The organism is Psychrobacter sp. NG27, assembly GCF_016106655.1.
Taxonomy (GTDB): Bacteria; Pseudomonadota; Gammaproteobacteria; order Pseudomonadales; family Moraxellaceae; genus Psychrobacter.
Genome location: NZ_JADGIN010000006.1, coordinates 55,279 through 69,940 on the forward strand (window position 1 = coordinate 55,279; position 14,662 = coordinate 69,940).

12 protein-coding genes are annotated in these 14,662 nt (G+C 45.3%); 9 read left to right on the top strand and 3 right to left on the bottom strand.

Annotated elements, in window-relative coordinates; genetic code table 11:
* Positions 1–96: 96 nt before the first annotated feature.
* Positions 97–615, top strand: coding sequence for an RNA pyrophosphohydrolase (locus IP485_RS10325; RefSeq protein WP_198327160.1), 519 nt, complete (start codon positions 97–99; stop codon positions 613–615).
* A gap of 123 nt (positions 616–738) precedes the next feature.
* Here IP485_RS10325 and IP485_RS10330 read toward each other — a convergent pair whose 3' ends face one another.
* Positions 739–1,560 (bottom strand): NRDE family protein, encoded by an 822-nt coding sequence (locus IP485_RS10330; RefSeq protein ID WP_198327161.1) that lies wholly within the window; start codon positions 1,558–1,560, stop codon positions 739–741.
* 141 nt (positions 1,561–1,701) lie between these two features.
* Positions 1,702–3,354, bottom strand: coding sequence for a DUF4139 domain-containing protein (locus tag IP485_RS10335; protein ID WP_198327162.1), 1,653 nt, complete (start codon positions 3,352–3,354; stop codon positions 1,702–1,704).
* Positions 3,355–3,813: 459 nt separating this feature from the next.
* Between IP485_RS10335 and urtA the strand changes: the two genes are divergently transcribed.
* The 8 genes from urtA to IP485_RS10375 all read left to right on the top strand — a co-directional run bounded on the left by urtA (position 3,814) and on the right by IP485_RS10375 (position 12,607).
* Positions 3,814–5,118 carry an urea ABC transporter substrate-binding protein gene (gene urtA / locus IP485_RS10340; protein ID WP_198327237.1) on the top strand — a complete coding sequence of 435 codons (1,305 nt, stop codon included), beginning with the start codon at positions 3,814–3,816 and terminating at the stop codon, positions 5,116–5,118.
* Between the two features lie 216 nt (positions 5,119–5,334).
* Positions 5,335–7,173, top strand: coding sequence for an urea ABC transporter permease subunit UrtB (gene urtB, locus IP485_RS10345; protein WP_227686517.1), 1,839 nt, complete (start codon positions 5,335–5,337; stop codon positions 7,171–7,173).
* 10 nt (positions 7,174–7,183) lie between these two features.
* Complete coding sequence (gene urtC, locus IP485_RS10350) at positions 7,184–8,254, top strand: urea ABC transporter permease subunit UrtC (protein WP_198327163.1); 1,071 nt, start codon at positions 7,184–7,186, stop codon at positions 8,252–8,254.
* Positions 8,255–8,286: 32 nt separating this feature from the next.
* On the top strand, positions 8,287–9,099 hold the full coding sequence (gene urtD, locus IP485_RS10355; RefSeq protein WP_413787031.1) for an urea ABC transporter ATP-binding protein UrtD: 813 nt from the start codon (positions 8,287–8,289) through the stop codon (positions 9,097–9,099).
* An 85-nt stretch (positions 9,100–9,184) separates the two neighbouring features.
* Positions 9,185–9,883 (top strand): urea ABC transporter ATP-binding subunit UrtE, encoded by a 699-nt coding sequence (gene urtE / locus IP485_RS10360; protein ID WP_198327165.1) that lies wholly within the window; start codon positions 9,185–9,187, stop codon positions 9,881–9,883.
* A gap of 308 nt (positions 9,884–10,191) precedes the next feature.
* Positions 10,192–11,076: a prolipoprotein diacylglyceryl transferase gene (lgt, locus tag IP485_RS10365; RefSeq protein WP_198327166.1), complete on the top strand. Its 885-nt coding sequence runs from the start codon at positions 10,192–10,194 to the stop codon at positions 11,074–11,076.
* A 33-nt stretch (positions 11,077–11,109) separates the two neighbouring features.
* Positions 11,110–11,970 carry a thymidylate synthase gene (locus IP485_RS10370; RefSeq protein ID WP_198327167.1) on the top strand — a complete coding sequence of 287 codons (861 nt, stop codon included), beginning with the start codon at positions 11,110–11,112 and terminating at the stop codon, positions 11,968–11,970.
* 64 nt (positions 11,971–12,034) lie between these two features.
* Positions 12,035–12,607, top strand: a complete 573-nt coding sequence (locus IP485_RS10375; RefSeq protein WP_198327168.1) for a dihydrofolate reductase — start codon at positions 12,035–12,037, stop codon at positions 12,605–12,607.
* Between the two features lie 142 nt (positions 12,608–12,749).
* On the opposite strand, the gene uvrC is transcribed toward IP485_RS10375, so the two are convergent.
* Complete coding sequence (gene uvrC / locus IP485_RS10380; protein WP_198327239.1) at positions 12,750–14,594, bottom strand: excinuclease ABC subunit UvrC; 1,845 nt, start codon at positions 14,592–14,594, stop codon at positions 12,750–12,752.
* Positions 14,595–14,662: the final 68 nt, after the last annotated feature.

Consider the following 14,662-nt stretch of genomic DNA (forward strand, 5'->3'; position numbering starts at 1 on the left):
CTTATATTGATAACAATCACCTTATAATAACTACGATTACTGTCAAAATATAAGCACAAGACAAGCTATTTTTAAACACATTAAAAAGGTTTAGTCATGATAGATGCAGACGGCTTTCGCGCCAACGTCGGCATCATCTTGGCAAATACACAAGGGCAGGTTCTGTGGGCAAAACGTATTGGTCACAACGCTTGGCAGTTTCCGCAGGGTGGTATCGACCGTGGGGAGACGCCGATGGATGCAATGTATCGCGAGCTCTGGGAAGAGGTCGGCTTACATCCGCGTCATGTGGAATTATTGGCAGTAACGCAAGATTGGTTGCGTTATCGACTGCCTAAACGCTACGTGCGACACGGTCAGCAACCCTTATGTATTGGGCAAAAACAAAAATGGTTTTTGCTGCGCTTAGATGAGCCAAACACACAACATATCCGCTTCGATGAAGGGAAGCCTGAATTTGACCATTGGCAATGGGTCAGCTACTGGTATCCACTTGGACAAGTGATTCATTTTAAACGAGGCGTTTATCGCCGTGCCTTGCAAGAACTGGTACGCGAGCTTCCCTTAAGGCAAGAACTGATTATCCCTGAACAAGACAATCACTTGCTGATGTAAACCAGCTACCATCATTAATACAGATACCCACGATAATCGCTAGCAGCATTAGTGATTACCCTGGGTATTTTTTTGGCTGTCGTTTGACAACATCAATTTTCTACCCTAGTGATACCATCACTTTCACTCAGAGTTACATTCACGACTGACCAGTTGAGCCACCAATGTTGAAGGCGTATCTCTGTCTTGATTCTCAGCTTTGCGCAACGTCAGAATGCTTTGCGTCCGTGTTCCATAAGTGGGCTGGTTGGCTTGCCTATTGGCAAAAGCGAAAGGGGCAATATAAACAGAAGATAGCATTTGCTCGATATCAATCGCTACGCCAGTATTTGGCAAATCCTCTGATGGTGCGGGTGTACTATCAGACAATACATCAAAGGCGGCCGACTGCCAGTAGTCGTCGCGGCTGTCCTCGGCAATGAGTGGTAACACCTCTTGGCGCAGCCTTCCTCGCAGTCTTTCCGTCTTAAACCAACTGTCCTCTGGCTGACCGTTAGAAAGCACATGCAAACCTGCATACAATGGCGTTGGCGCATGACCGCGATTATTGACGATGACGGCTTGTGATGTATCGCCAACGATCAGATTAAAGCCTGCATACGCTTGTAAATTAAGTTGGCGGGCAAAATCCATTGGGCTGATAGAACTTGTCAAAAAGTCAGTCACGAGTGCACCACGCGAACGCTCATCTGTCCCTGCCTGCACACCATCACGAAAATTTAAAACTGCTGCCCAGCGTCCGTTTTGCTCAAAAAAACCTGTCTTCTTTTCTTGATGAATCCCTAACCACGTGCCGCCACTTTGTTGATCACGTCCGGCATAAATAGGCTGGTCAGACCACTGATACAGCCGATCCGTTGGACGCTCAAAAAACTCATCACGATTAGATAATAATACCAATGGCAACTCATCAAATAACTGCCAAGCAATGGCGACAATACACATAGCACTCCTTTTATAATAATCTTCTGTTATACCAATGCTTTTAGCAAATCAGGTTTCGGTCGTGACCTTATTTGCCAAGACGTGTGCTCATTTTTATCATCGTTTTTAAAACGAGAACACGCTCTCATTAGGCATTGCTTATCAGTTACCACTCAATAGTTTATTGGCAGGATAGCTGATTTGAGACGTCGAGCGTATCACTTTTGACTGTTTACTGCCTAAGTCAAACTCCCATGCCACTATGCCTTGATTGTCATTCCAATCTCGCTCGGTCACAGGCGGCGTATGAGTGACCGTAACCTTCAGACTGTCGTCGCGACTGATAGGCTCACTGCCCAATACTTGCAAACGCACACCGCGATTATGCTGATTGGTAAATTGATAGGCGTTGGTGGTTGTTAAGGTTTGCGTACGGTTTAGCACACCTTTTTCACCTTGCTTGTCTTCATTGGTCAGCTCTTTGACCATCATATTTGAATCGCTACCAAACCCAATCCCCTGCTCTTTTAGCATTTGGTAGCTATAACGTGATTGACCTACATAGTTGTCATCACGGTACAGCTGTAGCGAACCATCTACCCAGTCTGGTGTTAGAAATGGCGCTGATGCATACCAGTAGGCGGCCGTCTCGACGCTTGGTGTGCTGCGAATCCATAGTTTACTGCTACCAGATTGCTCTCCAATCACTGTACGTACTCGTCTGCCATCACTTGGAATACTGACCAGCTGCGGTAAGCGATACTCGATGATGCCATTTTTATTCTGGCTACTGACGGTGAAATTCGGTAGCGGTGCCATAGGCGCTGCTGCTCCTTTGGTGTAAGCCGTTTCTGCCATCATAACAGGAGCGGCATCCATCATAGGTGACTCACGCCTAACCTTAGCATCTTGATTCTCTTCATATAATGACAAACGCTGCACATACGGCAGTTGTCCCGTCGTACTCTGATTGGGGTTCACGGTACTGAGTGTCACAGGTACGTTTGTCCAATTCTCGCCCGTTTGCTGGGCGATGATCGCAGAGGCCGTGATACTTAACTGCTCGCTATTTGTATTTAAACGCGCTTGATACGCAGGCTCCCAACCTGCACCGCTCACTTGGTAGTGCAATTTAAGGGTACTTGGCGTGCGACTGGCGGTGCGTACACTCACCTGTGTCACATTATTAAAGGTTGATGTCGCGCTACCTGCCATCAGCTGATTCAGTGCATCTTGCGCACGCGCTTGCCGCTGCTGAATCTCTAAAATTCTTTGATTAATACTGGTCGCTTGAGACTCTATATCACGCGCGTTATTGGCAATCGTACTATCTGTATTGACCTGCGTGGCTTTGGTCAAATTCTGCAAGTAAGCTTTTGCTAAGCGGGCCGCTTCTAATTCAGCATTGATATTAGCTAAAGTATTTTGCTGCGTCTGCACCTTAGCATCCCCTTGATATTGGCACTGGGCTGCTTGCTCTCCTGTTAGCTCCTCAATACTGATTTCACCAACACGGGCACTGTCCATCGCTTGTACGCTCAGACTTTCTTTGTCTATTTGAGGTGACAAGCACGAAAATACAACGGTTTGCTCACCGCTACCTGTAATCGGCAGCGCCCGTGTCACGCTGGCAAGCCCTTGATAAATAGTCACGTTCTCCACAACGCTCACCGCAGCTTGGGCGCTAGACAATCCAAAGGCAGCAGTGCTCAAAAAAACAAGTGGCATTGCCGCAGTTTTAGTCATCTGTTTGCTCAGCTTTCGTAAGCCTGCATTATCCATAGAGATAGAACACTGTGCTAATCGTGCGTTCATACATCATTCCTTAGAAATAAAAATCCATCATGGCATCAGCGCAAAGGTCTGCTGGTGAATAAAAAAGCGGCAATATATAGCATCAGGCCAATGTTGCTTAAAAAACATTATTTAGCGGCTAATAGTACTTCTCTTCCCAACAATACCGTAGCCGTTTTATAGCATTTTAGCAATAACGGACTGTCTATCAATCATTCGTCTATTTTACGCTGCACCAAACTTTTATCCATTTCCCTGTTATGGTGCAATGTATTAGTAATCATGCACTAAATTAATGAATATATTAAACAATACTTAATTATTGCTCAATTATTACACGATTATTGGCTTTTTTTACTTGGCACGGAACTTGAACTCTTAATAAGTGTTCAGGAGCAATATTTTATCTTTTGTATTTATTAGGAGATGTCCATGTTTTCGTTACCAACTTTAGCCAATCCTCAATTTGTTGACACTCATCTGCACGGCAAAATCAAATCACGCTTTTCATTATTAGCGATTGCCGTCGTTGGTAGCTTGAGTCTCGCTGCCTGTCAAAAACCTGCCGAAACCGCGACAGCCACAGAGACAACGGCCGAAACCACTACAGAGACAACGACTACCCCTGCCGCTGATGGCGACACGATCAAAGTGGGCATCTTACATTCGCTATCTGGCACCATGGCCATCTCTGAAACTTCTCTAAAAGACACGGCACTCATGACCATTGATGAGATCAATGCCAATGGTGGTGTACTGGGCAAGCAGCTAGAACCTGTAGTCGTCGACCCTGCTTCTGATTGGCCATTGTTTGCCGAAAAAGCCCGTCAGCTACTCACTCAAGATAAAGTAGATGTCATCTTTGGTGGTTGGACCTCGGTATCACGCAAATCAGTACTGCCAGTGGTTGAAGAATTAAACGGATTGATGTTCTATCCAGTCCAGTATGAAGGACAAGAGCAATCAGAAAATATTTTTTACACGGGTGCGGCACCAAATCAGCAAGCCATTCCAGCGGTAGAGTACTTAATGAGTGAAGAAGGTGGCGGTGCAGAGCGTTTTGTATTGTTAGGTACTGACTATGTTTATCCACGTACCACCAACCAGATTTTAAAGGCCTTTTTAAAATCGAAAGGCGTGGCTGATGCAGACATCATGGAAGAGTACACACCATTTGGCTTCAGCAATTATCAAACCATCGTATCTAACGTTAAAAAATTCTCAACGGGCAAAAAGACAGCGGTAATTTCTACCATCAACGGTGATTCAAACGTCCCGTTCTATCGTGAACTGGCGAACCAAGGCATCAAAGCGTCAGACATTCCAGTCATGGCATTCTCAGTCGGCGAAGAAGAGCTACGCGGTATCGATACCAGCCTGCTACAAGGTCATTTGGCGGCATGGAACTACTTTATGTCGATCAAAAACCCAACCAATAGCGAATTTACCAAACGCTATAAGCAATATGCATTAGACCAAAAACTACCGAATGCTGAAAAAGTCGTGACCAATGATCCAATGGAAGCTACCTATGTGGGTATCAACATGTGGAAACAAGCCGTTGAAAAAGCGGGTACCACCGATGTCGATAAGGTGCGTATCAGCATGGCTGGTCAGACATTTGATGCGCCTTCTGGCTACACATTGAAAATGGATGATAAAAACCATCACCTATGGAAGCCAGTCATGATTGGTCAAATCCGTGCCGATGGCCAGTTTGATACGATTTTTAAAACGCCAGAGGTTATTCAAGCGCAGCCTTGGAGCGAATACATTCCTAAATAGAACATCTCCTAAGTAAAGTGGTACTGAAAAGCGCATGGAGAGTAGCCAGCTGGATAAACGATATAAATAAACGACCCATCGCCTACTCTCTACATTTATTTTTAACACTTATTCTCAACTTTTAAATACCTCCAAACCTTATCAACACTTCTACTGCTTAGTCCGCTAAGCAATAGAAGCTAAGGGTTTGTTGTCTGTAAAAACAGGGAGCCGCACATGCAGCGCCATATTTTACGCCCATTTGCAGGGCGAACATCATCCGAACCTGGTAATAGTCCAAAAGCATCAGTCAGTGAAGTCATGCAGCAGGCGGCTCATTTTTCAATTTATGCGCCTCTGCGGTTACTTGCATTGATGGCATTATGCATAACAACTTTCACCACCACAGCATATGCGGATCATGATGGTCAGGTACATGACCACGATACGAATACCATTCATAGTGAGCAATCTTTGGTCACACCTGTCAACGCAGCCACTTCTCCTCAAGCCAGCACCTCAGATACCTCAAATATTTCAACAGCAACTTCTACAAGTTCAGGCGATGCCATTCAACAATTTGTAGCGGGTGATTTTAGTAAGCGTCAAACCATGTTAAGTGACTGGCCTGGATCGGTTGAAAGTTTAGATAGCTTGGTTGAATTCATTGCAAATGATGAGCTTTATCAAGGCAACGGTGGGCAAACGTATTTACTGAATAAAGATGATCAGTTATTTACTTATCCTGATAAAAAAGAAACGGCAGATTGGCCAAGTGATTTATCACAAATCACCCTGACCAACGCCCTACGCTCGGCGCTCATTTTTGGACAAGCTAAGGTCAAGCTAGCATCTGACAAACCTGCACAGCGACTACAAGCAGTTGATATTTTAGCCAACAACATTGACCAAGTAGATCCAGCCATTATTACCGCAGCAGCGGCAAATGAAGACAGTGCTAAAGTCAAAAAAGCGCTAACCGCATTACAGGCTCGTATAGATTTCAAAAATGGTGACCTACCCACTCAAATCGCAGCTGTGAACCTACTTGCAGATAGTGATAACCCACAAGTTTTGGTCGATATTGAATCTGCTCTCGCGGCTGATGGCTTAGATGCCTCGCTTAAAGCTGCACTTATCGATGCTGAATCTAGCGTGTCACGCCGTATCGAAATCAGCACATGGACGGGTCATATTTTCACTGGCATGAGTACTGCCAGTATTTTACTGCTCGCCGCGCTTGGTCTCGCCATTACCTTTGGTTTGCTTGGCGTGATTAACATGGCGCACGGTGAGCTAATCATGATTGGTGCCTATACCACTTATATGGTGCAAAACTTCTTTCAAGCTTATATGCCAGATATGGCAGGTTGGTATTTGCTTGCCGCTATTCCAGCCGCTTTTTTAGTCAGCGCTGTCATCGGTATGATTATCGAGCGCATTGTCATTCGCCCATTATATGGTCGTGAGCTAGAGACATTATTGGCGACATTCGGTGTCAGTCTGATTTTGATGCAATTGGTACGTATGATTTTTGGTGCGCAGAACGTTGAAGTCAGTAACGTAGCATGGTTGAGCGGCGCGTATCAAGTGTCATCAAGCCTTGTACTACCTTATAACCGTATTGCCATTATCGTATTCACGGTCATCGTCGTAGCGCTACTGGTTTACTTACTTAACAAAACTCGCTTTGGTTTGTTTATACGAGCTGTCACTCAAAATCGCCAAATGGCACGTGCTGTCGGTATCCCCTCTGCACGTATTGATATGATGGCATTTGGTTTGGGCTCTGGGCTGGCTGGTATGGCTGGCTGTGCCCTTGCTCAAGTAGGCAACGTGGGTCCTGATCTGGGTCAAACCTATATTATTGATACCTTTTTAGTCGTCGTTGTCGGCGGTGTCGGACAAGTATGGGGCGCAGTATTGGCTGCCTTAGGACTTGGAGTCAGCGGTACGGTACTTGAGATTGGTATCGGTGCAGTACTGGCTAAGATTGTATTGTTGGTTCTTGTGATTCTGTTTATTCAGAAACGGCCACAAGGTTTATTTGCACTCAAAGGCCGCTTTGTCGAATAAGGAGATTCCTATGATACTGACCAAATTACTGTCTGATACCCCGCGTAGTGCTGTTTTAATTGGATTATGTTTTGCCGTACTACTGATACTGCCTTGGCTACATCTTATGCCGGAGACATCAGCCTTTCACCTTTCAGCCTACTGGATTACTCTGATTGGCAAAATAATGGCTTTAGCCATGGTCGCTTTGGCACTAGATCTCGTCTGGGGCTATGCCGGTATTTTGAGCTTGGGACATGGCCTGTACTTTGCCTTAGGGGGTTATGCGTTTGGCATGTACCTAACACGTGAGACAGCAGGCGATGCGCTTCCTGATTTTATGCGATTTTTGAGCTGGACCGAGATGCCATGGTACTGGGCGGGCACGCAAAACTTTTGGTGGGCAGTCGCACTGGTTGTATTAGTGCCTGGCTTGGTTGCTTTTATCTTTGGTTTCTTTGCCTTTCGCTCCAAGATCAAAGGCGTTTATTTTTCTATCATCACTCAAGCCATGGTCTACGCGGCAGCCTTGCTGTTCTTCCGTAATGAGACAGGCTTCGGTGGCAATAACGGCTTTACTGGTTTTACTACCCTTTTAGGCTACGACATTACCGCTGCCTCTACTCGCTCAATGCTGTGCTTTGTCACGGCCTTAGCATTGTTAGTCTCTTATATGGGTTTGCGTCATTTAATGAATCAGCCTTATGGGCGAGTGCTTGGCGCCATTCGTGATAGCGAAAATCGCTTGCAGTATCTAGGCTACCGTACGTTATGGTACAAGCTATCCGCTTGGGTATTGTCAGCTGTCATCGCTGGTATTGCAGGTGCGCTATACGTGCCGCAGGTAGGCATTATCAATCCGAGCGAGATGAACCCAGTGAACTCGATTGAGATAGCCGTCTGGGTAGCGACTGGTGGTAGAGGAAGCTTAATTGGCGCGATTTTAGGTACTGGTGTGGTCAATGCTGTGAAAACTTACTTTACGGTCGCCTACCCTGAGTTTTGGCTATTGATATTAGGTGGACTGTTCGTCGTCGTGACGTTGTTTTTACCCAATGGCATTATGGGCTTGTTCGATCGATTCAAAAAGGAGAAGCAATAATGCTAAATGATAAACCGTCAACGACTGAGCAAATTATTAATGAGTATGGAAGTACTCACGGCGGTACTGGCCGCAGTCATCCAAAGCCATCAGGCGTCGATTTTAGCCATGGCATTGCATTATATTTAGAAGATTTAAGTGTTTGGTTTGATTCGTTTCGAGCACTCAATAACTTATCGCTATATATCGAAGAAGGTGAGCTACGCTGTATTATTGGCCCCAATGGCGCTGGTAAAACCACGCTAATGGATGTCATCACGGGTAAAACTCGTCCTACCGAAGGCAGCGTGTTTTTTGGTCAAACGCACAACCTTGCTAACTTATCCACCGAAGAAATCGCCGAAGCTGGTATCGGACGTAAATTCCAAAAACCTACTGTCTTTGAGAACTTTACGGTGATGGATAATTTGTTACTTGCTGCGCCGAAAGACAAACGTGTGGTCAAGAGCTTGTTCAACAAACTCAATGCCGATACTCGCGATACCCTCGACGCGACCCTACAACAAATTCGCCTGACCGATAAGATCAACAAGCCCGCTGGTTTGCTCTCACATGGGCAAAAGCAATGGTTAGAGATTGGCATGCTGTTAATGCAAAGCCCCAAGCTAATTTTGCTTGATGAGCCCGTGGCCGGTATGACTGATGCCGAAACTGAACATACCGCCGAGCTGTGTCTACGCCTCAAAAAGAACCATACCTTGGTTGTGGTCGAACATGACATGACCTTTATCGATGCCATCAGTGAAAAAGTCACCGTATTGGCACAAGGAGCAATTTTGGCCGAAGGCACGTTAGCAGAAGTGCAAGCCAATGAAGCAGTGATTGAGTCCTATTTAGGTCGATAGCTGAATTGATAGCTGAAATAATAATATTGACAAACTGCTATGCCATTTAGAGATTAGGAAACGATTCAAATGTTAGGAGACAGCCATGTTACACATTAACGATATCAATCAATATTACGGCGGCAGCCATATTTTAAGAGACGTCTCGCTTACAGCGCCCATCGGCGAATGCAGCGTAGTACTTGGCCGCAACGGCGTGGGTAAAACCACCCTACTCAAATGCTTGATGGGAATATTACCCATTAAATCAGGACAAATCTTGCTCAATGATAAAGACATCAGTAAGATGTCATCCGAGCAGCGAGTACGAGCAGGATTGGCGTATGTACCCCAAGGGCGCGATATTTTTTCGACACTAACAGTAGAAGAAAATATCTTGATTGGTATGGCTAAGTTTTCACGCAGCAAGGCAAAGCACGTACCCAAACACTTATATGATATCTTTCCGGTACTCGATGAGATGAAGCATCGACGCGGTGGTGATTTGTCTGGTGGTCAGCAGCAGCAATTGGCAATTGCACGTGCATTAGCCTCTGAACCAACCGTATTGATTTTGGATGAACCAACTGAAGGTATTCAGCCTTCTATCATCAAAGATATTGGCCGAGTTCTACGTGACTTGGCTGACAAAGGTGACATGGCAATTGTGCTGGTTGAGCAATTTTACGAGTTCGCCGAAGAATTGGCTGATAATTACACGGTGCTATCACGTGGCAAAGTAGTATCGCAAGGCGCAGGTGACACGATGGTCGAAAACAACGTACAAGATCTGGTCGCTATTTAGCTGCTTTTACTTAACTGCATTTATTTATAAGCACTTGGTAGTGAACGCTGGATAATGCTAAAAATGGCGTTTTTATCCTAAGCTGCTAGCTGCCAAGACTGCATACCGTTACGAAACCTTTTCACGATTACAGCTATTTGTCCTGTTTCATTCAGCATCTTACCTGCTTCCTACCCTATGTGCTCTGCACTGTATCGACCGTTCAACTTCTCAATGCTAACTGCTTGGCATCATAGCAATTGTGTATGCTCGACGAATGAAATTTGCTATTATAGTCAGCACTTTATTACCAATATTATGATGCCCTTATGATGATTCATCCTCAGTACGATCCTGTAGCGTTAGCCATTGGGCCTGTTGAAGTCCATTGGTATGGGCTGATGTATTTACTGGCATTTGCTGCCGCCTACGGCCTAGCTTGGTATCGCAGCACCAAACGCGATAACTGGACCACCGACATGGTGTCCGACTTGGTATTCTTTGGTGCGCTTGGCGTCATTTTAGGCGGCCGTGTTGGCTACGTCTTGTTTTATCAGTTCGGTGAATTGCTACAAAACCCTGCCTATCTTTTCAAAGTCTGGGAAGGCGGCATGTCGTTCCATGGCGGCTTGATCGGCGTAATGCTTGGCATGCTATATTTCGCTCGCAAGTATAAAAAGACACCATTCCAAGTACTAGATTTTGTCGTGCCATGTGTACCAACGGGTTTATTGTTTGGCCGCATTGGTAACTACATCAATGGTGAGCTATGGGGCCGTGTCTCTGACGGTGGTTATAATTGGTTGACGTACTTCCCGCAAGCAGCTGCTGCTGATATGCAGCAATTACAGACCAACCCTGAACTCCAAGAGCTGATGACTGAAGTCAATGGTCAGTATCTGCTGCCTCGCCATCCTTCGCAGTTGTATGAAGCGCTTGCTGAAGGTTTACTGCTGTTCTTATTCTTATGGTGGTATTCATCAAAACCACGCCCTCGTATGGCAGCGACCGGTATTTTTATGTTAGGTTATGGTGTCAGCCGTTTCATCATCGAGTTCTTCCGTCAGCCAGACGTTGACCAGGGATTTATCCTGTTAGGCTGGATAACCAAAGGGCAAATGCTAAGCGCCCCGATGATAATTATTGGCTTTATCTTATTAATCTATGCCTACAAACGCGGCATCTATGACTGGGGTAAGCAAGCTGCTTATTAAGCCGTATATTAAACAATACCGACGAGCATTTTTATGATTAACAGCAATAACGAGCAGGGCTACTTAGACTTGCTCAAACACGTTTTAACCACAGGTACTGAAAAGGGCGATCGTACTGGTACTGGTACGCTTAGCCACTTTGGTGCGCAGCTGCGTTTTGATTTAGCGTCAGGGTTTCCGCTATTAACCACCAAAAAAGTCCATTTTAAATCCATCGCCTATGAGCTGTTCTGGTTTTTAAGTGGTAGTACTCACGTTGATTACCTGCAAGCCAATGGCGTACGAATTTGGAACGAATGGGCTACTGCAGAGCAGACGGCGCGCTTTAATCGACCTGCTGGCGATTTGGGTCCTGTCTATGGTCATCAATGGCGCAATTATGGCGCAACCAAAGATGAAGACGGTAATTACCATGCTGATGGTGTCGATCAAATCACTCAGGTTATCGAGCAAATAAAAACCAATCCTAATTCACGCCGTTTGATTGTGTCTGGCTGGAACCCTGCCGAAGCAGATCAAGTTGCTTTACCGCCTTGTCATACCATGTTTCAATTCTTTGTCGCGGACAATAAACTGTCGTGCCAGCTCTATCAGCGCTCAGCAGATTTATTTCTAGGTGTGCCGTTTAACATTGCCAGTTATGCCCTGCTTACCCATATGGTCGCGCAAATTTGTGGTCTAGAAGTCGGTGAATTCATCTGGACAGGTGGTGATTGCCACATTTATCAAAACCACCGTGAGCAAGTTGAATTACAGTTGACGCGTTCGCTACATACACTGCCAACGTTGACGCTTAACCCTGATGTTAATGATATTTTTGCCTTCAATTACGAAGATATTAATGTTGAGGGTTATGAGTCGCATCCTGCTATCAAAGCGAAAGTTGCGGTATAGCATTGGTCTGATTGACTGATTTAAATAAGCTTAAAATTGTAAAAGATAATAAAAAGGATAGATTATGAGTTATGCCCACACCGAAGTTGCCCAAATCGCTGCTATCAGTAGCAACCGTTGTATCGGTAAGGATAATGAGCTGCCGTGGCATATCTCAGCAGACTTGCAGCACTTTAAGAAGATGACGACCAAACAAATGGATGGTGGTATACAAGGCATCGTCATTATGGGTCGTAAGACGTTTGAATCGATGGGCAGTAAGCCTTTGCCAAAGCGCGTTAGCTTCATTATCAGCAGCCAATTGGATTATGCTGAGCAAAAAGGCCTCGTCGGAAAGGACAATGCTTACGTGGTACACAACCTAGACGATGCTTTGACACAAGCAGCCAGTCTGGCACATGGCGCGCATCTGGATACGATTTGGGTCATTGGTGGCGAGCGTGTCTTTAGCGATGCCTTAATATATACCGACCGTATTGAACTGACCCATGTAGACACCGACATTACTGATGGTGATGCGTTTTATCCTGAGTTGCCAATTGAATTTGAAGTGGCAGAAACGTCTGAGCAGATGCATGATGAAAAGAGTGCGTTAGATTTTAAATTTGTGACTTATAAAGTAAACACTGCTGAATAGCGGACGCTTATTTATTAAAAAAGTGGGCTGTTCCAGATAAATAAAACTATCTGGAACAGCCCACTTTTTATTGAGCCAATGTACAGCATTATCTATAGATAACTAGCTGTATAAAGACTGATGGAAGCTAATATTTCAAAAACTACTCATGCAAAACCTTATAAACAGTTTTTGCGAGTACTGGTCCGATTCCTTGCACGCCTGCCAGCTCCTGCTGCGAAGCGCCTAGTAGCTGCTGCATACCACCAAAGTGATTGAGCAGGTCGCGACGACGCTTTTCACCCAGTCCGGGTATCACTTCTAATACTGAAGATGAACGTCGCTTATCACGCTTTTTACGATGCGCCGTGATCGCAAAACGATGTGCCTCATCACGAATATGCATCAATAAATGCAGCGCTTTACTATCCATTGGCAGATCTAGCGGCTCGTGGTCAATAAAGTGCAATACTTCAAGCCCAGCCTTGCGCCCTTCCCCTTTTGCCACACTGATGAGCAAAGTATCACCAAGAATACCCAACTCAGTTAATACTTCTTTGGCAATACCAAGCTGACCTTTACCACCATCAATAAGCAACAAATCTGGCAACGGCTGCTTTTTATAACGCCGTGTTAGCACTTGCTTCATCGCCGCATAGTCATCACCGCCTACAATGTCATGGATGGCATACTGACGATAATCACGGCGACGCGAGCCACCTTGGTCGAATACCACACAGCTACCAATGGTCGCTTCACCCATGGTATGTGAGATATCAAAACACTCAATCCGATCAATGGTTCGATCAGTAACATCCGCCAATACATCTTTTAATGCACCAAAGCGCGCATGCAATTCTAAATAATCGCCGAGCTTGGTTTTTAGCGCGTTATTGGTGTTTAGTTTTGCCAAATCCAGCCACTCTGCACGATGTTCACGTACATTAGTTTTGATAACGACTTTGCTACCAAAATGCGTCGCCAATGCTTCGCTCACCGCCACCTGATCCGGTAGCTCATGAGTTAGCATGATTTCTGCGGGCAAATCATCCGTCACCTGAAAATAGAAAGAAGTAATAAAAGCAGATAAATTATCCGCGAGCGATTCGCTGCTATCGACATCAGGGAAATAGTTCTTACCACCCAATACGCGCCCGCCACGGACAGTCAGTACGTTGACACACGTCATGCCTGCCTGACTGGCAATGGCAATCACATCAGCCTCACCTTGTACGGTATAGACAGCTTGCTTGGCCTGCACTTCACGCAGCATAGAAAGCTGATCGCGATAAAATACTGCTTTCTCAAAATCTAACTCTTCAGCTGATGCTTCCATTTTTTCAATCAGCGTGGTATGAATATCACTAGAGTCACCCTTTAAAAAACGAATGGTATTGTTGACGTCCTCTGCATATTCTTCTGCTGACACCAAGCCCACACAGGGTGCACGGCAGCGTTTGATTTGATACTCAAGACATGGGCGCTTACGTTGATTGAAGAAAGTATTGGTACATTGGCGCATTTGAAACATTTTTTGCATCAGCACCAGTGTCTCTTTTGCCGCATGCGCAGAGGGAAACGGTCCAAAGAATCGACCTTTTTGATGATTGCCTTTGCCGCGACCGTACGCCAGTCTCGGATAAGGCTTGTCGGCTGAGATAAACACATAGAGATAAGATTTATCATCCCGTAGCAGCACGTTATAAGGAGGACGATATTCTTTAATCAGGTTTTGCTCAAGCAGCAGGGCTTCAGTCTCACTACGCGTGATAATGGTTTCGATATCATGGATACGCGCCACTAACGCTCGTGTCTTTGGATGATCGATCGTCTTTGCGAAGTAGCTGTTTACGCGGCTTTTAAGTGATTTAGCTTTGCCAACGTATAATATATCACCGTTTTTTCCTAGCATTTTATACACGCCTGGCAAATTTGGTAGGCGCTGAATTAAATGCTTAAGACGGGCTTTTTTATCATCGATAGGGCTCGATTCTGAGACATTAACCATAGAATTCATTGCTCTTAAAAGTCTTATAATACTGCTAGTTATGGGGCGGGAGTCATTGTTTTACAAGC